The sequence below is a fragment of the Arthrobacter sp. 10T413_2 genome, from assembly GCF_056394205.1.
Genome location: NZ_JBFTHK010000014.1, coordinates 14894 through 40434 on the forward strand (window position 1 = coordinate 14894; position 25541 = coordinate 40434).

Here is a 25541-nt window from a genome sequence, read left to right on the forward strand (position 1 = left end):
CATGCTGGAACTTGACCGCGACGTCGTCATCGTCGGAGCAGGCCCGTCCGGGCTGACCGCCGCACGCCAACTGAAGAAGGCCGGACTRACCGTCGCAGTGCTCGAGGCACGGGACCGCGTCGGCGGGCGGACCTGGACCGACACGATCGACGGCGCCATGCTCGAAATCGGCGGCCAGTGGGTTTCGCCGGATCAGACGGCGCTCCTGGCGCTGATCGAAGATCTTGGACTGCAGACCTACTCCCGCTACCGCGATGGCAAGTCCGTCTACATCGGCGCGGACGGCAAGCGCACCCTCTACACCGGGGAGACCTTCCCGGTCAGCGAAACCACGGCCGCCGAAATGGACAAGCTCACGGCCCTGTTGGACTCCCTCGCCGCCGAAATCGGTCCCGAGGAGCCCTGGGCACACCCCAAGGCCCGCGAGTTGGACACCATTTCCTTCCACCACTGGCTGCGGGAGAATTCCTCAGATGAGGAAGCMTGCAACAACATCGGCCTGTTCATTGCCGGCGGCATGCTGACCAAGCCCGCCCACGCCTTCTCYGCCCTGCAGGCCGTCCTGATGGCAGCCTCCGCCGGGTCCTTCACCAATCTCACGGATGAGGACTTCATCCTGGACAAGCGGGTTGTCGGCGGGATGCAGCAGGTTTCGCTGCTGCAGGCAGCGGAACTGGGGGACKACGTMGTCCTGGACAGCCCGGTCCGCACCATCAACTGGGCCGAAGACGCGAGCGGCGCACACCGTGTCACCGCCGTTTCCGAACGGGCCATCGTKAACGCCCGCTTCGTCATCATGGCCGTGCCGCCGAACCTCTACTCCCGGGTGTCCTTCAACCCGCCGCTGCCCCGCCGCCAGCACCAGATGCACCAGCACCAGTCGCTGGGCCTGGTCATCAAGGTTCACGCCGTCTACAGCACGCCGTTCTGGCGTGAAGACGGCCTCTCCGGCACCGCATTCGGCGCCGGCGCCCTGGTGCAGGAGGTCTACGACAACACGAACCACGAGGACCCCCGCGGCACGCTGGTGGGCTTCGTCTCGGACGAGAAGGCCGACGCCATGTTCGAGCTCAGCGCAGAGGACCGCCGCCGCGCCATCCTCGAATCGATCGCGTCCTTCCTCGGCGAGAAGGCCCTGGATCCCGAGGTCTACTACGAGTCCGACTGGGGCTCGGAGGAATGGACCCGCGGTGCCTACGCCGCGAGCTACGACCTCGGCGGCCTGCACCGTTACGGCAAGGACCAGCTGAAGCCGGTCGGCCCGATCTACTGGTCCTCCTCCGACCTCGCGGCCGAGGGCTACCAGCATGTTGACGGCGCCGTGCGGATGGGGCAGATCACGGCGGCACGGATCGTCGCCGCCGCAGACCGCGCGTCCGTCACCTCCTAAAAATCACCCAACAGTCCTGTTCAGTTCAGTAAGGAGAGCGGCCGGATGCGTTACGTAGTGGGGTACTCAGCCAATGCCAGAGGCCACGATGCGGTCAATCTGGCCGTTTCCCTGGCTCTCGGGCGGGGAGCGAGCCTGGAACTTGTGCTGGTGGTTCCCGAAGTGCAGCAGTTCGGGGCCGCCCACGCACCCAGGGTCGGATTCGAGCACCTGCTCAATGAGCAGGCGCAGGAGTGGCTGGACCAGGCGCTGGCACTGGTTCCGGCCGGTGTCCCGGCCCGGGCCCACGTCCGCAGCGGCGATTCCGACGCCCACGCGCTCATCGCGGCCGCCGAGGAGTTCGGGGCGGACCTGCTCATCATCGGTGCCACCAGCAGCGGGATCTTCAAGCGGTTCTCGATCGGGTCGGTGGCCAGCGCCCTGCTCCACGCGTCCACCGTTCCGGTGGCCCTGGCACCGCATGGCTACCACCGCCAGGAGGCCCTGACCCGGATCAGCTGCGGGCTCGGCACCCGGGCGGGCGCCGAGAAGCTGCTCGATTTCGCCCTCGGCATGGCCGCGAACCGGGACGTCCCGCTGCGCGTGGTGTCGCTTCTGGCGCTCGACGGCGGCGATGATGCCGGTGCCGCCAGCGCCGCCGAAGCGGCCCGGGAGTACGCGACAAAGCACCTCGCCGCCGCCCTGCCCGGTGGCGAGCAGGACGTCCGGGAGGAGCCGAAGACGGAAGTCGTCGTCGCGCAGGGCCGCAGCATCGAGGAAGCGGTGGACCGTCTGAACTGGGAAGACGGCGAGGTCCTGTTGATCGGATCGAGCAGGCTTGCCACGAGCCGGTCCATCTTCCTCGGCAGCACCGCCAACCGCATTCTGCGCGCCCTGCCGGTGCCGATGATTGTGGTCCCGAGTGACTATGAACTCAAGCAGATGAACCATTCAGCGTCGAATGACGTCCCCCGAGAGGCACAAAAATGAGCGCCGACCACGCGATGTCCAATACGTCGCAAACCGGACAGCACCCCGGACAGAACACCGAAGACCAGCACGGACTCAGCGAGAAGGGCCTCAAAGCAGGCTCGGTGGGCCTGATCGGCGCCGTTGTGATCGGCGTTTCCTGCATCGCCCCGGCGTATACCTTGACGGCGGCCCTGGGCCCCACCGTCGMCGAGGTCGGCGTGCACCTGCCGGCGATCTTCCTGGTGGGCTTCGTCCCGATGCTGCTCGTGGCATTCGGCTACCGCGAGCTGAACAACGCCATGCCCGACGCCGGCACCTCCTTCACGTGGKCCTCGCGGGCCTTTGGTCCGTGGCTTGGCTGGATGGGCGGCTGGGGGCTGGTTGCKGCGACCATCATCGTGCTCTCGAATCTKGCCGCCGTCGCGGTGGACTTCTTCTACCTGATGCTGGGGCAGATCTTCGGCAATCCGGACCTCGCCGATCTCACCAAGAACCTGCCACTGAATATCGCCACCACGCTGGTGTTCATCACGCTCGCGTGCTGGATCTCGTACCGCGGCATGGAAACCACCAAGACGGTCCAGTACGTGCTCGTGGGATTCCAGCTGCTGGTGCTCGGCTGGTTCGCCGTGGCTGCGTTCAGCCACGTCGCCAACGGAACCGCTTTTGACGCCACGGCCATCGCGCCGGACTGGTTCAACCCCTTCGCGGTCGAATCCTTCTCCGCCTTTGCCGCCGGCGTTTCGCTGTCCATCTTCATTTACTGGGGCTGGGACGTCACGCTGACCATGAATGAGGAGACCAAGAACCCGGAAAAGACCCCGGGCCGTGCCGCTACCGTCACCGTGCTGGTCATCGTGATCATCTACATGACCGTTGCCCTGGCCACGCTCTCGTACGCCGGAATCGGTACGGAAGGCCTGGGCGCCGGCAACCCGGAGAACCAGGGCAGCATCTTCGCCGTCCTCGCGGGACCCGTGATGGGCCCCTTCGCCATCCTGATGTCCCTGGCCATCCTCAGCAGCTCGGCCGCGTCCCTGCAGTCCACCTTCGTCTCACCGGCGCGAACCCTGCTGTCCATGGGCCACTACAAGGCCCTGCCGAAGAAGTTCAGCAGGATCAGCCCCACGCACAAGTCGCCGAGCTATGCCACGATCGCCTCGGCCGTGGCGGCCGCCGCGTTCTACGTCATTACCCGCACGACGTCGGAGAACGCGCTGTGGGACACCATCACGGCCCTGGGCATGATGATCTGCTTCTACTACGGCATCACCGCGCTGGCCTGTGTCTGGTTCTTCCGCGCCGAGGCGTTCAGCGGAGCGCATGCGTTCTTCTTCAAGTTCCTCGCGCCCCTCCTGGGCGGCGTCATCCTGCTGGTCATGTTCTTCAAGACCGCCTACGACTCCATGGATCCGGCGTACGGTTCAGGCTCCTCAATCGGCGGTCTGGGACTGGTCTTCATCCTTGGCATGGGCGTCATCCTGCTGGGCGTGGTGCTCATGCTGATCATGGCCAAGGTGCGGCCCGAGTTCTTCAAGGGCGAGGTCCTGTCCCGGGGAAATTGAGTCCGCGGCCTCTTCCGGCCAGGGAAGGTCCCCGTCCGGCAGCCCTTGGAAAGTAAGCACACTTACCAATAGGCTGTCCGGAGGGGGACCTTCCTCCGTTGGAACGAGAACGAGGTGAGAGCATGTCGGATGCCGCCAGCATCAGCAAAGTCACGGACATCATCAACGATTCGCACATCGGAATGTTCACCACCATCAACGAAGAAGGCGCGCTCGTCAGCCGGCCGCTGGCCGTCCAGGAGGTCAAGGACGACGGCGACATGTGGTTCTTCACGTCGGCGACCACCTCGCAGGTGGCCCACATCCAGGCGAACCCGGCCGTGAACGTCTCCTTCGGCAAGCGCACCGAATGGGTATCCGTGGCCGGGACCGCCAACGTCGTGACCGACCGGCAGCTGATCCATGACATGTGGAACCAGGTCGTGGAGGCCTGGTTCCCGGACGGACCGGACACCCCGGAGGTGGTTCTGCTGCACGTCGACTCGGACTCCGCCGAGTACTGGACCAGCCCGGGCGGCACGGCGGCCACCGCGCTGCAATGGATCAAGTCCAAGGTCACCAACAGCCGCATGAGCGTCGGCGAGAGCGCAACCGTAGAGCTGTAGCATGCCGGACCGGGCCGGCGGGGAATCCGGGCTGCTGCCGGCTGATTCCTAGTCGATGATTTTCAGGCCGGTGCCCCAGTTGAAGTCGGGATACGCGGGGTTGGCCTGCAGCGCCATGATCAGCAGCTGGAAGCCTTCGAGCTCCCGGGCGTGGCGCAGTCCGCCGACCTGAAGCGGACGCAGGCCCGCGGCTTCGGCAAATGCTGCGACTTCATTGCGGGCCTGTTCCGAGTCCGAGGCGATGAAGACATCCAGCGGCATGCCGCCGGTGGTCCCGGCGCCGAGCGTCCCGGCGAAGGTGGTGTTGAACGCTTTCACCACCCGTGCGCCCGGCAGCAGCKCGGCGATTTCCTCGGCCGCTGACGTCCCCGGGCCGACTATCAGTGAATCGAAGGTTTCAGTGTCGATCGGATTGCTGATCTCCACCACGGTCTTGCCGCTGAGGGTGTCGCCGAAATGCGTGGCAACTTCCTTGGCCGGGCCGAAGTAGAGCGCGAGGACGACGATGTCGCCCTCGGGAACCTCGCTCAGGCCGCCGGAGGTGGTGGTGCCGCCAAGTTCAGCAGCGAGCTTGGCGGCATTCTCCGGTGTCCGGTCCAGAACCTGGACKGAACGGCCGGCGGCGACAGCCCGGGTTCCGATCGCCCGTGCCATATTGCCGCTGCCGATKATCGTGATGTCAGTCATGGTGGTTCCTTCCGAGGTTGGGCGGGAACTGCGGAATCAGCAATTCCGGAAGTCAGCTGTGGGCGCGGTCCGGGCCATGGAGCCCCGCGGGGTTGACGCCGGCCGCGCGTTCAGCGGCAGCCAGGGCATGTTCCAGCCGGTCCACTGCCGGAGCGTACGCCGTGTCAGCGGAGCCGCGGTCCGTKGGGCCGCCGGGACGCCCGGCGGCCTTGATGGCCCGGATCAGGGCGGCCGTTTCCGGTTGCCGGGGATCGCTCATCGCCGGGTAGTCAATCGAGTACCCGGGATCGAGTTCGTAGCGTTGCCACCGGGCGAGGGCATTCCTGTGCCGCTCAGCCGCGGCCTCATTCATGAGCTGAGTCTTCCGGCCGGCCCGGCGCGATTCCTGCCGCCGGAGCAGCCGGGGAGCGGCCGCAAAAGCCGCCAGTGCCGTCACGGCGGCCAGCATGCCGAGCGCCAAGCCGGCCCAAGGCCACGTGAAGGAGGCGATCAGGACGGCGGGAACCACAACGGCGAGCCCGGCGAAAATGTCCCAAAACGCGCCGTCTGCGCCCTCTGAGCGTCCGTCGCCGGCTGCCAGGTGCTTGCGGGCGAGGTACACCGAGACGAATGCCGCCCCGGCAACGACGAGCGCAAGGGCCAGGAACTGCCCGGCCGCGAGGGCACCGGATTGTGAGAGCGACGTCATTGCACACCTCCGGCGGAACCGTCCCGGACGGGCGCTGTTCCGCTAGTTCCATTGGAATCCCTCGCGGCGGGGCCGTCAATGGCCGTTCGGCCCTGCCGGACGGCTGGCAGGGCCGCGCTCCGGCGAGCCGGGACCGCCGCCGCTGAGGCTGTCGCGGAGGCCGCGCCACGGTTCCTTCAGCGGTGCTCCCGGCGTAGCCTAGGGGCCATGCGACTGAAAATGTGCAGTATCCACGTCAAGGACCCGGCCTCGGCCCATGAGTTCTACACCGGCATCCTGGGCTTTGAAACGTTGATGGCCATGCCGGAGCACAACCTCTTCATCGTCAAGGATCCGGACGGACCCGGCGGCKCCGGACTGCTGCTGGAGCCCAGTGACAACCCGATCGGGGCGGCGTACATGAACGGCCTGCACGACGCCGGAATTCCGGCGATCGTCTTTGGCGTGCCCGACGTGCACGCCGAATATGCCCGGCTGGCGGCCAAGGGCGTGATGTTCCAGGCAGAGCCGTCCGAGGGCCCCGGCGGGACCATCGCGGTGTTGGATGACGGCTGCGGCAACTACGTGCAGCTCCACCAGGACTAGCCACACCAGKACCGGCCGCACGCAAGTCATATCAGCGGCTCACTTTGTCCTTGTCCGGGTGCTCGTCGCCGATATGGCCGGGTGCGTTGGCGGCCAGGACCCGCTCCACGAAGGAGGCGTACTCCTCCATGTAGTGGCGCAGCAGCTTGGCCGTGGCCTCGTCTTTGACCTCGCCGTCCTCGCCGTAGACCTCCGGAACGAAGCGGATGTACGCCTCCGGTGCATTGAGCTGCGGCGCGTCGAGGAAGCTCAGCACGCTCCGGAATGAGGACTGCATCACTGCCGTGCCGATGCCGCCGGGGGAGGCGCCGATGATCCCGGTGGGCTTGCGGGCGAAGGAATTGGTGCCCCAGGGCCGGGATCCCCAGTCGATGGCGTTCTTGAGCGCCCCGGGGATGGACCGGTTGTATTCGGGCGAGACAAACAGGATGCCGTCGGACGCGGCGATTGCATCCTTGAGGGCCTGCGCCTCCGGCGGAAAGGCGGCGTCAAAGTCCGGGCTGTACAGCGGCAGGTCTTTGATGGGGATTTCCGTGAACTCCAGCTCCGCCGGTGCAAGCCGGATCAGGGCCTTGGACAGGGTGCGGTTGATGGAATGGCTCGAAAGGCTCCCGACAAAGTATCCGATCTTGAAGGCCATKGCCTGTTTCCTTCCCGATGCTCCGCCKGTGGCTGGTGGATTGGGAGTGAACATGGAGATCGGGCCGGCGGTCCCGACTMATCCMGCGAGCATAGTCCTGCGTCCGCGGGATGAAAATAGGGGCCGGGAGGAGCCCTCCACCGCTATTCGGCCGTGGCGCGGGCCTTCTTGGCGTCCTTCTTGGCGGCCTCGTCCTTGACCCGMTGGGCCTCGGCGCGGACGGCGGCGTGGGTGGAGCGTTCGGCGACCAGCCACGCGGKGGGAGCCTGCAGCAGCGCGGTGATTTCCGCCGTCGTCAGCGCTTCTTCAACACCGCCGCGGGCCAAGCCGCTGATGGAGACGTTGAGCTTCTGCGCGACCACCGGGCGGGGGTGCGGGCCGTTGCGGCGCAGTTCCGCGAGCCACTCCGGCGGGTTGGCCTGGAGCTCGGCGAAATCGGCGCGGGTGATGACCGAATCCCGGAACTCCTGGGGTGTTGCGGGCAGGTAGATGCCAAGCTTCTTKGCAACGGTGGCCGGCTTCATGGACTGGGAGTTTGCAGAGGTCATGCTTCAAGKGTATCCGGCCAGAGGCTGACCGGRCACCGGCACTGAGCCCTGCACCAGCCCGGGCGGTACTGTGAACATGTGTCCGCAGCCGATGAAACACCCCAGACCCCCGACGAAACCGCCGCCGTCCCCGCCGAAGCAGCAGTGMGGGAGCTCCGCTTCGCGTACGTCGCCGGCGTCACGCCCGGAAAATGGATCCGGCGCTGGGAGGAACGGATGCCCGATGTTCCGTTGCACTCCTTTATGTCCGACGACGGCACCCAGCTCGCCGTGCTCCGCGACGGTTCCGCGGACCTGAGCTTCGTCCGGTTGCCGGTGGAACGCGATGGCCTCAGTGTGATCCCGCTGTACGAGGAACAGCCGGTGGTGGTGGCACCGAAGGGACACGAGATCTCGGTGTTCGAGGAAGTGGACCTGGCGGACCTCTCCAAGGAGACCTTCCTCGACGTGCAGGAACTTGGCGGCGCCGCGATGGCCCTGCAGGTGGTGGCKACCGGTGCCGGGCTGGTGATCCTGCCGATGTCCGTGGCCCGGCACTTCAACGTCAAGGACACCGTGGCCCGGAAACTCACCGGTGCGCCCGTCACGGAGATCGCCCTGGCCTGGCCCAGCGACGCCACGGATGAGGTGATCGAGGAATTCATCGGAATTGTCCGGGGGCGCACCGCGGCGAGCTCCCGCCAGCCCTCGGCGCAGCAGGAAAAGCCCAAGCGGGAGCCCAAACCGGACCGGCGTGGCCCTGCGGTGAAGAAGCCCAAGGTGGCCCAGCGGTACGCGCCGAACCCGGACAAGGGCCGCGGCAAGGGATCCCGGAAAAAGGGCAAACGCTAGGCATAGCCGTGTGAGGGCCGGCACGCATAGGCTCGGTCCGTGGACATCGTCGAGTTCCTGACCGCACGGATAAGAGAAGACGAAGCTGCCGCCCTGAAGCTGCTCGGCGACCCCACCCTGGCCGTTTCCGGCGAGTGGTACGAACGCCGCCTGCTTCGCGAGTGCGAGGCCAAACGCCGGCTGATCGACATCATTGAATCCGCCCGGCAGTCCGTCCTGGCGGCGCTGGTCAGCCAGGAACCGGCCGACGCCGGATGGGTGCCGGACGTGATCGAATGGACCACCCTGTCCTTGAACACCCTGGCCCTGCCGTACGCCGACCACCCCGAATTCCAGGCCCGCTGGCGGCCCCCCGGGTAGGGATGCGGGTAGGATGCGGGAGCCGTGCCCGACGCCGGCACATGTGACGCCGGAAACACGCGGGAAATCTTCCCGGCCTACGCTGGTCACACCGCAGCATCCGCGGTCCGCCAGCCGGCCGGTTCTTGAAGGGATTCCGTCATGCACTTATTGCMCCGTGAGCAGGAAAAACTCATGATCGTGGTCGCGGCGGACCTCGCCCGGCGCCGCCAGGCACGCGGCCTGAAGCTGAACTTCCCCGAGGCCGTCGCCATCATCAGCTATGAACTGATCGAGGGCGCCCGGGACGGCCGGACCGTGGCGGAGCTCATGAGTTACGGAACCACCCTCCTGGGCCGCGACGACGTCATGGAGGGGGTGCCGGAAATGATCCACGACGTCCAGGTCGAGGCCACCTTCCCGGACGGCACCAAGCTCGTCACCGTCCACGATCCCATCCGCTAGGAGAGCCCCGATGATTCCCGGAGAATACGTTCTCGGCGCCGCGCCGCTGACGCTCAATGCCGGCCGCGAGGCGATTGACGTCGCCGTGACCAACACCGGCGACCGGCCCGTCCAGGTGGGCTCGCACTACCACTTCGCCGAAGCAAACGCCGCGCTGCAGTTCGACCGGCAGGCCGCCTACGGCCGCCGCCTGGACATTCCGGCCGGCACCGCCGCACGGTTCGAACCGGGGGACAGCAGGACCGTCCGGCTGATCGAACTCGCGGGCCGCCGTGAAGTGTACGGCCTCAGCAACGCCGTCAACGGCACACTCCGCGAGACAGGACTCCACGTTTCCGAGGGGACAGGTGACGCACAATGAGTTTCGAATTGTCCCGCAGGCAGTACGCGKACCTCTACGGCCCGACGACTGGCGACGCCATCCGCCTGGCCGACACCGATCTGTTCCTCGAGATCGAGAATGACCTCACCGTCTACGGCGAGGAAGTGGTCTTCGGCGGCGGCAAGGTGATCCGCGACGGCATGGGCCAGAACGGCCAACTGACCCGGGACGGGGACGGAAGTACTGGTTTCGGCAGTGTCGGTTCCGGCGGCGGAGTTCCGGACACCGTGATCACGAACGTCGTGGTGCTGGACTACACCGGCATTTACAAGGCCGACGTCGCGCTCCGGGACGGCCACATCTTCCGGATAGGCAAGGCAGGGAACCCGCAGATCACCGACGGCGTGGACATCGTGATCGGTGCCAGCACCGAGATCATTGCCGGCGAACGGAAGATCCTGACCGCCGGCGGCGTGGACTCCCACATCCACTTCATCTCCCCGGACCAGGTCCCCGCCGCCCTGTGCAGCGGGGTGACCACGATGGTGGGCGGCGGCACCGGCCCCGCCGAAGGCACCAAGGCCACCACGGTCACKCCCGGGAAATGGCACATCCAGCGGATGCTGCAGGCCGCCGAAGGGCTGCCGATCAACATCGGCCTGTTCGGCAAGGGGCACGCGTCCGCCGTCGAACCCCTGGCCGAGCAGATCCGCGCTGGCGCGATCGGGCTGAAGGTCCATGAGGACTGGGGCTCCACCACCTCCTCGATCGACACCTCGCTGCAGGTCGCGGACCAGTACGACGTCCAGGTGGCCATCCACACCGACACCCTGAACGAGTGCGGGTTCGTGGAGGACACCATCCGGGCCATCGACGGCCGCGTGATCCACACCTTCCACACCGAGGGCGCCGGCGGTGGCCACGCCCCGGACATCATCAAGATCGCCGGGCTGCCCAACGTCCTGCCGGCCTCCACGAACCCCACGCTGCCGTACACGCGCAACACGATCGAAGAGCACCTGGACATGCTCATGGTGTGCCACCACCTGAACCCGGACATCCCGGAGGACGTGGCGTTCGCGGACTCCCGCATCCGCGCCGAAACCATCGCCGCCGAGGACGTCCTGCAGGACCTGGGCATCTTCGCGATCACGTCCTCGKACTCCCAGGCCATGGGCCGCGTGGGCGAGGTCATCATCCGAACCTGGCAGGTGGCGGACAAGATGAAGAAGCAGCGCGGCGTGCTCAAGGACCCCGACGGCGGTGTCCACGGAGCGGCTTCTGGTCTGGGCGCTGAGAGCGATAACTTCCGGTTGAAGCGCTACGTGGCGAAATACACCATCAACCCGGCCATCGCGCAGGGCATGGCCCATTCCATCGGCTCGGTGGAGGTCGGAAAGTTCGCCGACCTCGTGCTCTGGGACCCGGCGTTCTTCGGAGTGAAGCCGGAGCTCGTGATCAAGGGCGGCCAGATCGCCTACGCCCTCATGGGGGACGCCAACGCCTCCATTCCCACCCCGCAGCCGCGCACCATGCGGCCGATGTTTGCCGCCTACGGCAAGGCACTCCAGCAGTCCTCCATCACCTTCCTGTCCCAGGCAGCCATAGAGGCCGGGGTCGCGGAAGAACTCGGACTGGAGAAGGTCATCCGGCCGGTGTCCGGCATCCGCAGCCTGACCAAGGCGGACCTGAAGTACAACGGCGCCACCCCGGAGATCGAGGTGGACCCGGAAACGTACAAGGTGACGGTCGACGGCGAGGACGTCACGTGCGAACCGTCGGACGTCCTGCCCATGGCGCAGCGCTACTTCCTTTTCTAGGCTTCCAGAGGAGACGAACATGATCATCGAAAAGGTCCTCGGCAACACACACGATMTTCCTCCCGGGCCGGACCCGTACGCCGGGTTGCACCAGGAAAAGGTCATCCTGCCCAGCGCCCAGCTGGTCAAGCGMATCCAGCGCGTCACCACCGACCACGGGAAGGAGTTGGGCCTGCGCCTCCCCTCCGGTTCCGGGGACCTGCGCGACGGCGACATCCTGCACGTGGCCGAGACCAACATGATCGTGGTCTCGGTGCTGCCCACCGACGTCCTCGTGATCGCCCCGCGCTCCATCCACGAGATGGGCGTCGTGGCGCACTCCTTGGGCAACCGGCACCTGCAGGCCCAGTTTTTCGATGCGTCCTCGGACTATGGGGCAGAGGTAATGGTGTGCCAGTACGACCACACCGTGGAGGACTATCTCAAACACGTCGGAGCGCCCTACGACCGCCAGGAACGCGTGATGCCCGTCCCCTTCCGCCATGCCGAACACTCGCACTAGTTTTCTCTTCCGTGGCTGGGGCGCCGTGGGCGCTGCGGCGGGTGATAGGGGTCGTGCCCGTCCCCAGCCGCTCCCAACTCTCGCAAGCTCGAGTCGGGGCCCTCGCGGCAGTGGGCCCACCGCGGTGCCCGCCACGCCGCGACCCCTATCACCCGCCTCCGCAGATTCGACAGCTTGCCTTGCGTCGTGGGGCCAGTTATGACCTATCAGTTGGCATTGCAGCAGCTGACGGATTCTGCGCTGCCTACCGGGGCGTTTGCTCACTCGCTGGGGTTTGAGAGCTATGTGGAGCGCGGACTGGTGCACGACGAGGAGTCGTTTGGGGTGTGGCTGGCTGCGTTTGTGGGGCAGCAGCTGACGTATTCGGACGCGCTGGCCATCCGGTTCCTCTATGAGGGCGTTGCTCTTGTTGAACTGGACGCTTTGCTGACCGCCCAGCTGTTGCCGCGGCAAATGCGCGAGGCCAGCACCAAGATGGGAACCCGGCTGCTGGAGATTGGCGCGGAGGTCTTTCCTTCCCCTGAACTGGCGGAATACCGGGAACTGGTGGTGGCCGGGCCCGCCGCCGGCCACCAGCCGCTGGCGTTCGCGGTGATCGCCCGTTCCCTGGGAGTCCCGCTGCCCGAGGCCCTCGCCGCCTACCTGTTCGCCACGGTCACGTCGCTGACGCAAAACGCCGTCAGGGCGATCCCCCTGGGGCAGAACGCCGGCCAGCGGCTCCTGCGGAAGGCCGCCGCCGACGTCGCTGCCGCGGCCGAGCGGGCCGTCCACCTCACGCCTGACGACTTCGGGGCCGTCAGCCCCGGATTGGAAATTTCGCAGATGCGGCACGAACGCCAGCGCGCCCGCATGTTCATGAGCTGAGCTGACCGAGCACTACAAGTTGGTCCAATACAGGAAATATGTCTGGAGAAGAATATGTCTGAGCCCATCAAAATCGGCATCGGCGGCCCGGTGGGTGCCGGCAAGACCCAGCTCGTGGAGCGCCTCACCCGCCACATGAGCGGGGAAATCTCCATGGCGGCCATCACCAACGACATTTACACGATCGAGGACGCCAAGATCCTCGCCGCCAACGGGATCCTCCCGCTGGACCGGATCATCGGCGTCGAAACCGGCGGCTGCCCGCACACCGCCATCCGMGAGGATACCTCCATGAACACGGCGGCCATCGAGGAACTGAAGAAACGGCACCCGGACCTGCAGGTGATCTTTGTCGAATCCGGCGGCGACAACCTCTCCGCCACCTTCAGCCCGGAACTCGTGGACTTCTCGATCTACATCATCGACGTCGCCCAGGGCGAGAAGATCCCGCGCAAGGCCGGCCAGGGCATGATCAAGTCCGATCTCTTCATCATCAACAAGACCGACCTCGCACCCCACGTGGGCGCAGACCTGTCCGTCATGGAACGGGATTCCAAGGAATTCCGGGGTGAGAAACCGTTCTGTTTCACGAACCTCAAGACCGACGAAGGGCTGGAGCGCGTCATCGAATGGATGCGGCGCGACGTCCTGATGCTCGACCTGGCGTCATGAGCATTGTTCCTCTGGTCCAGACACCTGGCAACGTGATCGCTGAGGCGACGAGGCCGGATTTTGGGGCCGCGGCGTGGCGGGCACCGCGAAGCGGGCACGGCCCCAAATCCGGTGAAGCCGCCGGAGCCGGCCAGAGCGCCCAAGAACCTATGGGAGAGCTCGAACTCGTCGTCACCGACCGTGCAGGACGTTCTGTGGCCACGCATCAGTTTCATCGCGGGGCTATGAGAGTGTTGCGGCCGCATTACTTGGATGGGTCCGGGCAGGTTTGTTATGTGCTGGTCAATCMTGGCGGGGCGTACTTGGGGGCTGACCTGTATGTGATTGACGTGGAGGTGGCGGACGGGGCGAAGTTGTTGCTCGCCACGMAGTCGGCCACCAAGATCTACCGGACTCCGGGGTCCTTTGCGGAGCAGCGGATGCGGCTGCGCCTGGGGGAGGGGGCGCAGCTGGAGCTCGCCCCGGACCAGGTGATTGCCTACCGGGAGGCCAGCTACCGGCAGAATACGCACGTGACGGTGCGGCCGTCGTCGAGCCTCATCATGGCCGAAATCCTCACTCCCGGGTGGTCGCCGGACGGGGCCTCGTTCCGGTATGAGGAGCTGCGGCTGCGGACGGAGATACGGGTCGAATCCGGGGGAGAAGGCGGCCGTGAGAGCGGGCTGCTGGCCCTGGACAACGTGCTCATCCGGCCGCCCCTGGGCGATGTGACTGGCATGGCGTTCATGGAGGGCTTCAGCCATCTGGGGTCGCTGATCGTGGTGGATCCGCGGGTGGACCAAACCCTCGCCGATGAACTTCACGAGATCACGGCCGGCTACGGGGCCCATACCGGCATCTCGCTCACCGCCACGGTACTGGGAACGGCCGGGCTGGTGATGAGGTCGCTCTCGACCAGCACCGAGGAACTCCAACGCGTGGCGGGAGCCGCCACCTCCTTGTTGCGGAAACGCTGGTACGGGCAGGATCCCCTGGACCTGAGGAAGTACTGATGGCCACGACCGGGCGGATGGCGGTATTGTCCCGGCTCTACCGCGAGCGGGCGCAGCTGCCGCTGCRGACCCGGATACTGGTGACCTTCGGTGCGGTGGCCGCACTGCACGCTGCGGCCGTCGTGCTCCTGGTMGCCGGCGCGGCCGGAGGCGGACAGCCGCTGGGGATCGGGCTGGTCCTGACGGCCTACCTGGCGGGGGTGAAACACAGCTACGACTGGGACCACCTGGCCGCGATCGATAATTCCACCCGGAAGTTCGCGGCCGAACACCGCGATCCGGTCAGCGTGGGCTTCGCGTTCAGCCTGGGCCACAGCTCGGTGGTGGTCCTCGCCGGAGGGCTCGTGGTGTCCGGGGCATCCGTGGTGGTGAGCTTCATGGCCGAGGGGACTCCCGGGAACCTGCTGCTGGGGCTCGTCGGCAGCGGGGTGTCGGGGCTGTTCCTGCTGGCCATGGGTGCCTTCAACGGCTCTGCCTTCCTCCGGACGCTCAAGGTTTACMGTGGCGTCCGGGACGGTGCCACGGTCTCTCCCGAGGACCTTGCAGCGAGGGGCTTCGTGGCCCGGCTGCTCGCGTGTCCGCTGGCCCGGGTCCAGCATCCCCGGAACATCTACGTGATCGGCTTTCTCTTCGGGCTGGGGTTCGATACCGCCACGACGATCGGGCTGCTGGTCATGGCGACGGCGGCCTCGCTGGCCGGCGTTTCCCCGCTCGCCCTGCTGGCGCTCCCGCTGGCGTTCGCCGCGGCCATGACGCTGTGCGACACCGTCAACGGGGTGGCCATGATGCGGATGTACCGCTCGGCCCTGACGGATCCGCGGCGCAAACTGGGCTTCAATGCCGTCATAACGGGCATTTCTGCGGTGTCGGCACTCTTCATTGCGGTCATCACCCTGGGCGGGGCCGTTCATGAGGTGTTCGGGCTGGGGGATCCGCTGACGGGCTGGCTCGGCTCGGTGGACCTGGGCGACGCCGGACTGCTGCTGGTGGCGCTGTTGATGTCCGTCTGGGCCGTAGCCTCGCTGCGCCGGCGGGCTCCCGGGGAGTGACCCGCGCGGCTGATTACAGCCGCTAGTCCCTCTGCCGCGAGCCCGCCGCGCCCCTCGGCCGGCAGCCCGGCGATGTTCAGACGGCCTGGACGTGCAGGAGCAGGGCATGCTCCGGATTCAGGACCGGCAAGGGCAGGCCGACGTGCTGGAGGAAGGCGCCGGAGGCGACGGCCCCGTCTTCCAGCCATGCCGGCGGTCGGATCTGCGTGAACGTGTGCGCGTAGTCGCCGTCGAGGGGTGTAGGCAGCGCGGCCCGGACACGATAGGTCCGCTTGGGGTCGAGGCCCGGCAGGGACGCCTGGCCGGGGACTTCTGCCGGGGCGGACGCCAGCGACACGGCCGCGAACAGGGCCTCGCCGGCGTCGTGAGCGACCACTCCGTGGACACTCAGGGTGGGCTCGGCGGTGTCCGCGTTCACGCGTTTGCCGGAGTGGATCAGTGCCCGGTGGCGCTTGTAGAGCGCAATCGCGCGGCGCAGCGTGGTCCGCTCGTCATCCGTGGCCGCGCGGATGTCCCACTCCATGCCGAAGTGGCCAAAGAGGGCGGTGATGGCGCGGAACGAGATGTCGTGGGTGCGTGCGGTGGTGTGCGAGGTGGTGGGGCCGACATGCGCTCCGACGAGTTCCGGCGGGAGGACCGCCTGGGTCCACCGCTGGATGGTCTGGCGCTCGAGGGCGTCGTTGCAGTCCGATGCCCACACGCGGTCGGTGCGCTGCAGGATCCCGAGGTCCACGCGTGCCCCGCCGGAGGAGCAGCTCTCGATCTCCACCTCCGGGTGGGCAGCCTTGAGCGCGTCAAAGAGGCGGTAGGCGGMCAGCGTCTGTTCGTGGACGGACGGGCGTCCGCCGCTGCCGTGTTCGGTGAGGTCGCGGTTCTGGTCCCATTTGAGGTAGGCGATGTTGTTCTCGCGCAGCAGGGCGTCGAGGCGTTGGTAGATGTACTGCCAGGCGTCCGGGTTGGCGAGGTCCAGGACATGCTGGTGGCGCCAGGGCTGCGGGAGGCGGCCGCCGTCCTTGTGGGAAAGCGCCGAGGGGCCCACGATCCAGTCCGGGTGTTCGCGGGCGACGTCGGAGTCCAGGTTGACCATTTCCGGCTCCACCCAGAGGCCGAACTCCATGCCGTGGCCGGTCACGGCATCGATCAGCGGGGTCAGGCCCTTGGGCCACAGGCCTTCGTCGACGTACCAGTCGCCCAGGCCCGCGTGGTCGTCGCGGCGGCCGCGGAACCAGCCGTCGTCGAGGACGAAGCGTTCCACGCCGAGCTCGGCGGCGGAGTCGGCGAGTTCCAGCAGGGGTTCGAGGCGGTGGTCGAAGTACACCGCCTCCCAGGTGTTGAGGACCACGGGGCGGAGCCGCCCGGACGTGGTGTCCACGTGTTGGGGCCGGGCGCGGAACCAGTCGTAGAAGGCCTCGGTGATGCCGTCCAGGCCGTGGTCGGAGTACGCGGCGAAGAGCGATGGCGTCCGGTAGCTGCCGCCGGGGTGCAGCACCACTTCGCCGGAGCCGAGCAGCTCCGCGGCGCCGATCATCCGCCGGCCGTCGGTGAGGCTGTCCAGGTACTGCTCGTGGTTGCCGCTCCAGCCGAAGTGTGTGGCCCAGACCTGGCCTCGGCGGTTGGAGAAGCCGGCGGTGCCAGCGGCGACCAGCAGGGAGGAATCGTGGCCGGTGCGGCCGTGCCGGCCGGTGCGGACCCAGGTGCCCTGCTGGACGGAGTGCCGCTGCGGGTGGTTTTCGCGGCACCAGCGCCCGGTGAGGTCAAGCAGTTCGGTGGCATTCCGCGGCACCGGCAGCACTGCGGCGAGTTCCTCGAGCTGGTAGGCGGCCGTGCCGCTGTTGCTCAGGGTGTGTGCCAGCTCCAGGAGGCCGCCGGGGTGAAGGGTGAGCCCGGTGCTGACCTMCAGCCCGGCGTCGGAGTCCTGCTGGATGATGAGGACGCCGCGGCCGCCGTCGCGCATCTCGGTTGAAACCACCCGCAGGGCCGGCGAGAAGTCCCGGCCGGGGACGCCGTCGGCGCTCCGGTACCCGCGGAGGCCGGGCCGACCGGCCCAGCCGGAGGAKGCCTGCGGCAGCAGCCCGGCGATGACCGGAACGTCGAAGGCGGAGTGGGGGRCGGCCCCGCGGAGGATCGCCAGATCGGGGAGGCGGTCCCCGAGGTCGGCGCCCCAGTGGACGATCTCGGCCTCGCCGGAGTCGAAGGCCAGCAGGAGGCTGGTGCCGGCAGAACGCAGGTGCACGGGGTGCATGGGATTCGCTTTCAGTAGTGCGGAAGTCAGGTGCTGGTGCGCGGGATCCCGGCTCGGKACCCCGCGCACCGGGCGCCGCCGTGGCGGGCGGCTGTGGCTTCAGAGGCTCACTTGTTGAACGGCTTACTTGTTGAACGGCCTACTTGTTGAACAGCGAGTTGACCTGGTCGTTGGCCTGCGAGAGGGAACTGGCCGGMTGCTTTCCGGAGACCACGGCGTCCATGGCCGGCTTCATGATGCCGTCCACCTTGGCCGCCTTGTMAGCGATCGGGAACAGGAAGGTGGTGCTCTCCTTGACCTGCTGGGTGAAGGGCGTCACGTCCACGCCCTTGGCCTTGAACGCCGCTTCTGCCTTGTCCGAAGAGGACTTGATCGCGGGGAACACCACGGCCTTGGAGGCCACGACGTCCTGGCAGGCGGCGGAGCCCAGGTACTCGGCGAACTTCACGGCGGCGGCGGGCTTCTTTGTGCCGGCCCACACGGAGTCGGCCAGGCCGTTGAACATGGAGGACCGCTTGCCGTCGGGGCCGGTGGGGGTCGGGGCGATTCCGACGTCGACGCCCTTGTAGCCGGTGTACTGGCCGATCATCCACGACCCGTGGGCGTTGATGACAGACTTCCCGGCGGCGAAGGTGTCCGCCATGCTCGCACCGACGGTGGTTTCCAGTTTGGGCATGTAACCCTTCTCGGCCAGGCCGGCGAACCAGGCGATGGATTCCTGGAACTTGGGGTCGTCGTAGTTGAAGTGGGTGCCCCACGGGTTCTTGTCCGTGTGGGTCCACCCGGTGGTGCCGGTCAGGTAGCTCCACTCGGTCTGGCCCTGGCCGGAGCCGGAGCTGTTCAGGCCGAGGCCGTAGACCTCCACCTTCGTCTTGTCGAAGCCGGGCTCGTCTCCGCGCTTGCCGTTCTTATCGACGGTCAGGTGTGCGATCGCCTTTTCATAGGTGCCGCCGTCCTGCGGGTTCCAGGTCAGGGTTTTCATCTGTTCATCGCTGATTCCGGCGCCGGCGGCGAGCTTCTTGTTATAGAAGAGCGAGATCGTGTCCCAGTCCTTGGGCAGGCCGTAGCGCTTGCCGTCCTCGCCGACCCAGAGATCGGCGAGACCCTTGTTGTACTGGGTGAGGTCGACGTGATCGTTCGCGACGGCATCGTCCAAGGCCAGTAGCTGGCCGGTCTTGGCGAACTCGGGGTACTTGGCCAGGTGGTCGGTGAAGACGTCCGGGGCGGTGCCGGCGACAATGCCGTTGGTCAGGGTGCTCCAGTAGTCGTCCCAGCCGCGCTGGGTGATCTTGACGGTGATGTCCGGGTTGGCCGTGTGGAAGTCATCGGCGCACTGCTGGTAGGCCGGGAGCTGGTTRGAGTCCCAGAGCCAGTAGCTGATCTCGCCCTTGGCTTCCTCGCCTGAGGCGCCTGAGGCTCCTCCGCCGCTTCCGCAGGCGGAGAGGGCGAGGACAGCGGCGGMCGCGGCGGCGAGGGCGCCGACTGCTTTCTTGCCGGTTGCTTTCTTGTTCACGGGGGGTCCTTTCGGGACGGTGTTTTMGGGAAGGGGCTTTCGGGACGGTGTTTTTGGATGCGGGGGCGGCTGGAACGTCCAGCACAGGTTGGGGCGGGTTACTTGATTCCGGAGAAGCCGATGGAGTTGACGATCTTCTTGCCGAAGGCGATGAAGAGCAGCAGGACAGGCAGCGCGGAGATGAGGGTCGCGGCCATGAGACCGGACCAGTCCGGTGCACCCTGGGGTGACTGGGATTTGAAGACGCCCAGGCCGACAGTGAGAACGCGGACGTTTTCCTGGTTGCCGACCAGCAGTGGCCAGAAGTACTCGTTCCACTGCCCGATGAAGGTCAGCAGCGCCAGGGTGGCGATCGGAGCGGCGGCGTTGGGCAGGACAATCTGGAAGAAGATGCGCAGGTGTTTGGCGCCGTCGAGCATGGCGGCCTCCTCCACTTCACGGGACATGTTCAGGAAGAACTGCCGCAGGAAGAAGATCGCGAACGGGGTCATGAAGAGGTAGGGCAGCACCATGCCGAGCATGGTGTTCAGCAGGCCGAGGTTCTTGATCAGCAGGAAGTTGGGAAGTGCGGTGAAGATCGGCGGGACCATCATGGTGGCCAGGAAGAGGCTGAACACGGCGTTCCGGCCCCGCCAGCGCAGGCGGGAGAAGGCGTAGGCGGCCATGGCGCTGAAGAAGACGGCGCCAGCGGTGGTGATCCCGGCGAACAGGACGGTGTTGCGCAGGTAGATCCAGAAGTCGATCTTGGCTCCGGAACCTCCTTCCGCCATGGCTTCCTGGGCGGTCTGGAGGCCGAGGACCCGCTTGTAGGCGCCGAGGTTGAAGTCGGCCGGCAGCAGGTTGGACGCGTTGCTGGCCAGTGCGCTGTTGGAGGACAGCGACGTGCGCAGGACCCAGTAGAAGGGCAGTACCGAGACGGCGACGGCAAGGACCACAAGGGCCCAGGCTCCGGCGCGGCGCCAGTTGAAGCGGCGGGGACGCCGGGCGGGGATGGCTGAAGTGGCTGTGGTCATGCTGGGATTCCTTAGTCCAGGTCCGACTCGTTGCCCTTGAGGAACTTCATCTGGATGAAGGCGACCAGGGCGAGGATGACGAAGAGGATGACAGCGAGGGCCGAGCCATAACCGAAGTCAGACTCCGTGAACGCCCGCTGGTAGATGTAGTACTGCAGGACGCGGCTGGCGTTGATCGGGCCGCCCTGCGTGGTGACGGCCACGGTGTCGAAGACCTGGAACGAGCCGATAACGGTGACGACCAGGACCAGCACGACGACGGGCCGGAGCAGCGGCATGGTGATCTTCCGGAAGGTCTGGAAGGGTGAGGCGCCGTCCAGGTTGGCGACCTCATACAGGTGCTGGGGGATGGCTTGGAGGCCGGCAAAGATCAGCAGGGCCGTGTAGCCCATGTGCCGCCAGGTGTTGATCAGGGCCTGGGTGGGGATGGCCCATTCCTCGCTGCCGAAGAAGGCGATTCGGGGCAGTCCGATGGCGTCGATGAGGTTGTTCACGATGCCGATCTGGTAGTCCAGCAGCCAGAACCACAGGAGCGCGGCGATCACGTTCGCCATCAGGTAGGGCAGCAGCAGGCTGCCGCGGATGAAGGTCGACTTGGCGACCCGGTGCATCAAAAGGGCCAGGCCCAGGGCCAGGGCGGTCTGCAGGACGATGTTGATCAGGACGTACTGGRTGGTGACGCCCAGCGCGTTCCAGAACAGCGGGTCTTTGGCGATTGCCGCGTAGTTGGCGCCGCCGATCCACTTCGGCGTTCCGAGGATGTTGTATTCGGTGAAGCTCAGGTAGAGGCCCCGGATGCTCGGCACAAGGTAGAACACCACGAAGCCGAGCATGGCCGGGGCGATGAAGAGAAGGGCGACCCTCAGGTCGCTCCGGGTTCGACGCCGGCGGCGGGGGGCGGCGTCGCCTGTTCCCGTGCCGGGCGCCTTGCGGGCCGGGGCGGCTCCGCGGGCAGTTGTGGTGGTCATTTGTGGTTCCTCCGCTGTGAGGTGGATTACAACTGAGGCTTGAATCTACACGAGTAACTTTCGAATGCGCAACAGTTTCTTTCATGTTTCCGGGGTGAAACTTTCCGCTCATCATCAGGTATTGACTCGAGTAGAAACTGATGTGAAACTTKCCTGCATGACATTCTCACTAGGCATCGTTGGCGCCGGACAGTTCGCGGGCGCCTTCGCCAAACTCTTTGACGCCCACCCCGCGATTTCAGAAGTCCAGGTCACCGACGTCCTGCCGGAACGGGCCGAGGCCCTCCGGGAGCGGCTTGGCCTGGCGGGGACGTATCCCAGCTTCGAGGCCATGCTCGACAGCAACCTCGACGCCGTCGCGATCTTCACCCAGCGCTGGACCCACGGGCCGCTGGTCCTGCAGGCGCTCCGCGCCGGCAAGCACGTCTACTCGGCCGTGCCGATGGCCATCAGCGAGGACGAGATCGCGCGGATCATCGAGGCCGTCCGCGAGACGGGCCTGACCTACATGATGGGCGAGACCAGCTACTACAACCCCGCCACGGTGTACGCCCGCAAGCGCCGGGCCGAGGGCGCGTTCGGCCGCATCTTCTATGCCGAGGGCGACTACGTGCACGACATGGACCTGGGCTTCTACGAGGCCTACCAGTACAGCGGCGGGGAGGACTGGAAACGCACCGCCAGCTACCCGCCCATGCTGTACCCCACCCACTCCACCGGCGGGGTGCTGGGCGCGATCGGCGGCCATACCGTCAGCGTCAGCTGTATCGGCGTCCCCGACGAGCGCGGCGACGGCGTCTTCGACAAGGACATCAGCATGTTCGGCAACGACTTCTCCAACGCCACCGCGCTGTTCGAACTCTCCACCGGCGGGTCCATGCGCATCAACGAGATGCGCCGCGTCGGCTACCCCTCCCACCTGCGCGAAAGCCGCTTCCGGTACTTCGGTACCGAAGCCAGCTTCGAGCAACTGGCCCTGGTCAGCGTGTGGCAGGACAAGGAGTCCGTGACCGATGTCAGCGAGGAACTGGCCACCCGGGCCACGCTCGACGCCGACGATCCCGCGCTGGCCGGCGTCGCACCGGCCCTGCGGGACGCCTTCACCTCCGGGATGGCGCCCGTGCACGACGCCGGCCGGCTTCCCGCCGAGTTCCGCGGACTTCACAACGGGCACGAGGGCAGCCACCACTTCCTCGTGGATGACTTCGCCACCGCCGTCGACACCGGAACGCTCCCGCCCGTCAACGCCTGGGAAGCCGCCCGCTACACCCTGCCGGGCATCGTCGCGCACCAGTCCGCCCTCCGCGGCGGGGAACGGCTGCCCGTGCCGGACCACGGCGACGCCCCGGCCAAGCTGGCCGCGCAGGGAAGTGGTGGGGAGGGGTCCGCCGGGGAAACCCGGCGGTAGCATGGTCACTGTGCCACACTCGCCAGCCCCTGCCAGGCCCACGATCACCCGCAAAGACGTGGCCCGGCTGGCCGGTGTCAGCACCGCCGTCGTCAGTTATGTGGTCAACGACGGCCCCAAGCGTGTCTCCCCGGCGACGGCCGCCAAGGTGCGCGAGGCCATCAGCGCCTTGGGATACCGGCCGAACGCCGMGGCCAGGGCCCTGAAGCTGGGCTCCAGCGAGATGCTCGGCATGGTGGTCCCGGACACCACCAACCCCTTCTTCGCCACTCTGGCCCGCGCCGTGGAGGAAGCCGCCGCCGCCCGCGGCTACGCCCTGCTGCTGGCCAACTCGGGCGGATCGGCAGCCAACGAACGCCGCCAGATCAGGAACCTTGCCAGCCGCCGCGTGGACGGCGTCTTCCTCTCCAGCGTGCTGTTCGAACCCGACCTCACCGAACTCGAGCATTCCGAGATCCCCGCCGTGCTGCTCAACCACAGCAGCGAGGTGCCGGGCTTCAACTSGGTGGGCGTGGAGCTGCTGGAAGGCTCCCGGCGTGCCGTCGAGCACCTGGCGGGCCACGGCCACCGCAAGATCGCGCTGGTCATGGGTATGAACTCCGGCAATGATCTGGATGCCCGCGAAGTCGGGTGGCAGCAAGGGCTCGCGGAAGCCGGGCTCCCGGAAGGGCCCATTCTGCGCTGCGACTTCGACCGGCAGGGCGGCTACCGGGCCGGGCAGCGGCTGCTCGCGTCCGCGGACCGGCCCAYCGCCGTTTTTGTCAGCTCCGACCTGCAGGCTGTCGGGCTGCTGCGCGCCGTGTCCGAGGCGGGCCTTCGGGTTCCCGAGGATCTGGCTGTTTTCTCCTTCGACGGCTCGGCCGAGGCGGAGTACAGCTGGCCGCCGCTGAGCACGGTCGTGCAGCCTGTCCAGGCCATGGCCGAGGCCGCCGTCGAAGCGCTCATCGACTTCGACGGCGTGTCTCCCACCCGGAACAGGATCTTCCCCGTGGACCTGGTCCTCCGGGCTTCTTGCGGTTGCGTGCCCGTGCCCCTGCCCGTTCCCGCCGCCGCCGCCGTGCCGGGTCTGCCTGCCGGGCCTGCCAGCTAAGGTTCCCGCCCGCACGTCCCCGTTCTTCGTACCGTTCCCCGTTCCACATACCGGGCGCGTTGATGAGCCGCGCCCTGCCGAACCCCAGAGGTCCCCATGAATCTMCCCGCATMTGCTGTTGTTTCTGCTGTGCCGGAAGCGGCCGCGTCCCTGCMGCTATCCGCCGACCCGTTCCGGCCCGAGTGGCACTACTCGGCCGACATAAACTGGCTCAACGACCCCAACGGGCTGATCCACCTGAACGGCACGTACCACCTCTTCTACCAGCACAACCCCTCCGGAGACGCCTGGGGGAACATGTCCTGGGGTCACGCGACGTCGCCGGATCTCCTGCACTGGGAGGAACAGCCGGTCGCCATTCCCTGCGACGGGAACGAGGCGATATTCTCGGGCTCCGTGGTGTTCGACMCGGAGAACACCAGCGGCTTCGGCACCCCCGGGACGCCGCCGCTGGTGGCCGTCTACACCAGCGCATACACCGACGCCTCGCCGCTGCGCGGGCGGCAGGCCCAGTCCCTGGCCTACAGCCTGGACCGGGGCCAGACCTGGACCAAGTACGCCGGCAACCCCGTCCTGGACCGTGCTTCTGCCAACTTCCGCGACCCCAAGGTGTTCCGCTACGACGGCCCCGCGGGAAGCTACTGGGTGATGGCCGCGGTGGAGGCCACGGACTGTGTGGTGGTCCTCTACCGGTCGGCGAACCTGAAAGACTGGGAATACCTGAGCAGCTTCGGCCCCGCGAACGCCACCGGCGGCGACTGGGAATGCCCTGACCTCTTTCCCCTCGCGGTGGACGGCGACCCGGCCGACACCAAATGGATCCTGGTGGTCAACCTCAATCCGGGCGGCATTGCCGGCGGCTCKGGCGCCCAGTACTTTACGGGCACGTTCGACGGCGTGCACTTCCGTTCGGAGACCACGGTCACCGAGGGCCTCAAGCCGGACGGAAGCCGGATGCCGGACTATGCCTGGCTCGACCGGGGCCGGGACTACTACGCGGCCGTTTCCTTCAATGACGCCCCCGGCGGCCGCCGGATCATGATCGGCTGGATGAACAACTGGGACTACGCGGGCAAGACACCAACCAAAGGCTGGCGCGGCGCCATGTCCCTGGCGCGGGAAGTCACCCTGACACGGCTGCCCTCCGGCGGTGTCGTCCTGCGGCAGGCGGCAGTCGATCCCTTCGACGGCCCGGACGMCMGCCTGATCTCCCTGGATTCCCGGGAACTGCACCCCGGAACCGTGGACCTTGTGGCGCCGGATTCGGACGCCGTCGGGGGTGCCGCTTCAGCCGCTGCGCGCATCGACGTCGAGATCGAGCCGGGAACCGCCGCCAGGGTGGGTTTCCTGCTCCGGACCGGCGGCGCCGAGCGGACCGTACTGGCCTATGACACCGCCACGTCCAGGCTGTCCCTGGACCGTCGGGAGTCCGGCGCCGTGGAATTCCACGAGGGTTTCGCGTCGGTGGAACACGTTCACGTGCCCCTCGATGCCGGGCGGCTGCGGCTACAGGTATACCTGGACGCCTGCTCGGTGGAGGTCTTCGCCCAGGACGGCCTGGCCGTCCTCACGGACCTCGTCTTCCCGGCGGAATCCAGCACCGGAATGGCGTTGTTCGCGGAGGGCCACGGAGCGCGGGTGCGGATGCTGGACATCCGGCGCCGCTAGGCTCGCGTGCCGTTGAATTCTCCGGGTTCCGCCGCGGAGATTCCCCACCTTCAACGGCTCGACGTCGCCAAGTGCCGGCGGTTCGGTGCAACACGCCGGCCGGATCCCGCAAACATGGGGAAAC

At 67.0% G+C, this 25541-nt stretch carries 26 protein-coding genes; 18 read left to right on the top strand and 8 right to left on the bottom strand.

The annotated features are described in order from the left end of the window. The first annotated feature begins 1 nt into the window (after position 1). The 4 genes from AC1DBQ_RS04365 to AC1DBQ_RS04380 all read left to right on the top strand — a co-directional run bounded on the left by AC1DBQ_RS04365 (position 2) and on the right by AC1DBQ_RS04380 (position 4511). Positions 2 to 1390 carry a flavin monoamine oxidase family protein gene (locus AC1DBQ_RS04365; protein WP_476927333.1) on the top strand — a complete coding sequence of 463 codons (1389 nt, stop codon included), beginning with the start codon at positions 2 to 4 and terminating at the stop codon, positions 1388 to 1390. 45 nt (positions 1391 to 1435) lie between these two features. Next, entirely contained in the window at positions 1436 to 2359 is a 924-nt protein-coding gene (locus AC1DBQ_RS04370; RefSeq protein ID WP_476927334.1) for a universal stress protein, read from the top strand. Positions 2360 to 2373: 14 nt separating this feature from the next. Next, positions 2374 to 3906 (top strand): APC family permease, encoded by a 1533-nt coding sequence (locus AC1DBQ_RS04375; protein WP_476927365.1) that lies wholly within the window; start codon positions 2374 to 2376, stop codon positions 3904 to 3906. Positions 3907 to 4028: 122 nt separating this feature from the next. Then, positions 4029 to 4511, top strand: coding sequence for a pyridoxamine 5'-phosphate oxidase family protein (locus tag AC1DBQ_RS04380; protein ID WP_476927335.1), 483 nt, complete (start codon positions 4029 to 4031; stop codon positions 4509 to 4511). A gap of 48 nt (positions 4512 to 4559) precedes the next feature. On the opposite strand, the gene AC1DBQ_RS04385 is transcribed toward AC1DBQ_RS04380, so the two are convergent. Continuing rightward, a complete protein-coding gene (locus tag AC1DBQ_RS04385) occupies positions 4560 to 5198 on the bottom strand; it encodes an NADPH-dependent F420 reductase (RefSeq protein WP_476927336.1) in 639 nt (212 codons plus the stop codon). A gap of 52 nt (positions 5199 to 5250) precedes the next feature. Further along, a complete protein-coding gene (locus tag AC1DBQ_RS04390; RefSeq protein WP_476927337.1) occupies positions 5251 to 5886 on the bottom strand; it encodes a hypothetical protein in 636 nt (211 codons plus the stop codon). Positions 5887 to 6093: 207 nt separating this feature from the next. Here AC1DBQ_RS04390 and AC1DBQ_RS04395 point away from each other — a divergent pair, with 207 nt between their 5' ends. Continuing rightward, positions 6094 to 6471 (top strand): VOC family protein, encoded by a 378-nt coding sequence (locus tag AC1DBQ_RS04395; RefSeq protein ID WP_476927338.1) that lies wholly within the window; start codon positions 6094 to 6096, stop codon positions 6469 to 6471. Positions 6472 to 6502: 31 nt separating this feature from the next. Here AC1DBQ_RS04395 and AC1DBQ_RS04400 read toward each other — a convergent pair whose 3' ends face one another. Together AC1DBQ_RS04400 and AC1DBQ_RS04405 are read right to left on the bottom strand one after the other, a co-directional pair. After that, complete coding sequence (locus AC1DBQ_RS04400) at positions 6503 to 7111, bottom strand: NADPH-dependent FMN reductase (RefSeq protein WP_476927339.1); 609 nt, start codon at positions 7109 to 7111, stop codon at positions 6503 to 6505. A 143-nt stretch (positions 7112 to 7254) separates the two neighbouring features. Then, on the bottom strand, positions 7255 to 7659 hold the full coding sequence (locus AC1DBQ_RS04405; protein WP_476927340.1) for a DUF5997 family protein: 405 nt from the start codon (positions 7657 to 7659) through the stop codon (positions 7255 to 7257). Between the two features lie 78 nt (positions 7660 to 7737). Here AC1DBQ_RS04405 and AC1DBQ_RS04410 point away from each other — a divergent pair, with 78 nt between their 5' ends. From AC1DBQ_RS04410 to AC1DBQ_RS04455, 10 genes are all read left to right on the top strand, one after another. Next, a complete protein-coding gene (locus AC1DBQ_RS04410) occupies positions 7738 to 8490 on the top strand; it encodes a LysR family substrate-binding domain-containing protein (protein ID WP_476927341.1) in 753 nt (250 codons plus the stop codon). A gap of 39 nt (positions 8491 to 8529) precedes the next feature. After that, on the top strand, positions 8530 to 8850 hold the full coding sequence (locus AC1DBQ_RS04415) for a DUF6221 family protein (protein WP_091248622.1): 321 nt from the start codon (positions 8530 to 8532) through the stop codon (positions 8848 to 8850). A 141-nt stretch (positions 8851 to 8991) separates the two neighbouring features. Beyond that, the gene (locus AC1DBQ_RS04420; RefSeq protein ID WP_476927342.1) at positions 8992 to 9294 is read left to right on the top strand and encodes an urease subunit gamma; all 303 of its coding nucleotides are present in this window, start codon (positions 8992 to 8994) and stop codon (positions 9292 to 9294) included. A gap of 10 nt (positions 9295 to 9304) precedes the next feature. Continuing rightward, entirely contained in the window at positions 9305 to 9655 is a 351-nt protein-coding gene (locus AC1DBQ_RS04425) for an urease subunit beta (RefSeq protein ID WP_476927343.1), read from the top strand. Continuing rightward, positions 9652 to 11436 (top strand): urease subunit alpha, encoded by a 1785-nt coding sequence (gene ureC / locus AC1DBQ_RS04430; protein ID WP_476927344.1) that lies wholly within the window; start codon positions 9652 to 9654, stop codon positions 11434 to 11436. Before AC1DBQ_RS04425 ends, ureC begins: the two co-directional genes overlap by 4 nt. A gap of 19 nt (positions 11437 to 11455) precedes the next feature. Continuing rightward, positions 11456 to 11938 carry an urease accessory protein UreE gene (gene ureE / locus AC1DBQ_RS04435; RefSeq protein WP_476927345.1) on the top strand — a complete coding sequence of 161 codons (483 nt, stop codon included), beginning with the start codon at positions 11456 to 11458 and terminating at the stop codon, positions 11936 to 11938. A 198-nt stretch (positions 11939 to 12136) separates the two neighbouring features. Then, entirely contained in the window at positions 12137 to 12802 is a 666-nt protein-coding gene (locus AC1DBQ_RS04440; protein WP_476927346.1) for an urease accessory protein UreF, read from the top strand. 54 nt (positions 12803 to 12856) lie between these two features. Beyond that, a complete protein-coding gene (ureG, locus tag AC1DBQ_RS04445) occupies positions 12857 to 13474 on the top strand; it encodes an urease accessory protein UreG (protein ID WP_476927347.1) in 618 nt (205 codons plus the stop codon). Positions 13475 to 13749: 275 nt separating this feature from the next. Continuing rightward, positions 13750 to 14466: an urease accessory protein UreD gene (locus tag AC1DBQ_RS04450; protein WP_476927348.1), complete on the top strand. Its 717-nt coding sequence runs from the start codon at positions 13750 to 13752 to the stop codon at positions 14464 to 14466. Beyond that, positions 14466 to 15515: a HoxN/HupN/NixA family nickel/cobalt transporter gene (locus AC1DBQ_RS04455; RefSeq protein ID WP_476927349.1), complete on the top strand. Its 1050-nt coding sequence runs from the start codon at positions 14466 to 14468 to the stop codon at positions 15513 to 15515. The genes AC1DBQ_RS04450 and AC1DBQ_RS04455 overlap by 1 nt, the downstream gene beginning before the upstream one ends. Positions 15516 to 15591: 76 nt before the next feature. Here the strand turns inward: AC1DBQ_RS04455 and AC1DBQ_RS04460 are convergent, their stop codons facing one another. The 4 genes from AC1DBQ_RS04460 to AC1DBQ_RS04475 all read right to left on the bottom strand — a co-directional run bounded on the left by AC1DBQ_RS04460 (position 15592) and on the right by AC1DBQ_RS04475 (position 21251). Continuing rightward, entirely contained in the window at positions 15592 to 17757 is a 2166-nt protein-coding gene (locus tag AC1DBQ_RS04460; protein ID WP_476927350.1) for an alpha-galactosidase, read from the bottom strand. Positions 17758 to 17896: 139 nt separating this feature from the next. Further along, positions 17897 to 19270 carry an ABC transporter substrate-binding protein gene (locus AC1DBQ_RS04465; protein WP_476927351.1) on the bottom strand — a complete coding sequence of 458 codons (1374 nt, stop codon included), beginning with the start codon at positions 19268 to 19270 and terminating at the stop codon, positions 17897 to 17899. Positions 19271 to 19368: 98 nt separating this feature from the next. Further along, complete coding sequence (locus tag AC1DBQ_RS04470) at positions 19369 to 20283, bottom strand: carbohydrate ABC transporter permease (RefSeq protein ID WP_476927352.1); 915 nt, start codon at positions 20281 to 20283, stop codon at positions 19369 to 19371. 11 nt (positions 20284 to 20294) lie between these two features. Further along, positions 20295 to 21251: a carbohydrate ABC transporter permease gene (locus tag AC1DBQ_RS04475; RefSeq protein WP_476927353.1), complete on the bottom strand. Its 957-nt coding sequence runs from the start codon at positions 21249 to 21251 to the stop codon at positions 20295 to 20297. Positions 21252 to 21408: 157 nt separating this feature from the next. Between AC1DBQ_RS04475 and AC1DBQ_RS04480 the strand changes: the two genes are divergently transcribed. The 3 genes from AC1DBQ_RS04480 (at position 21409) to AC1DBQ_RS04490 (ending at position 25417) form a co-directional block, all read left to right on the top strand. Continuing rightward, a complete protein-coding gene (locus tag AC1DBQ_RS04480) occupies positions 21409 to 22659 on the top strand; it encodes a Gfo/Idh/MocA family protein (RefSeq protein WP_476927354.1) in 1251 nt (416 codons plus the stop codon). Position 22660: 1 nt separating this feature from the next. Next, positions 22661 to 23749 carry a LacI family DNA-binding transcriptional regulator gene (locus AC1DBQ_RS04485; protein WP_476927355.1) on the top strand — a complete coding sequence of 363 codons (1089 nt, stop codon included), beginning with the start codon at positions 22661 to 22663 and terminating at the stop codon, positions 23747 to 23749. Between the two features lie 96 nt (positions 23750 to 23845). Further along, positions 23846 to 25417, top strand: coding sequence for a glycoside hydrolase family 32 protein (locus tag AC1DBQ_RS04490; protein ID WP_476927356.1), 1572 nt, complete (start codon positions 23846 to 23848; stop codon positions 25415 to 25417). Positions 25418 to 25541: the final 124 nt, after the last annotated feature.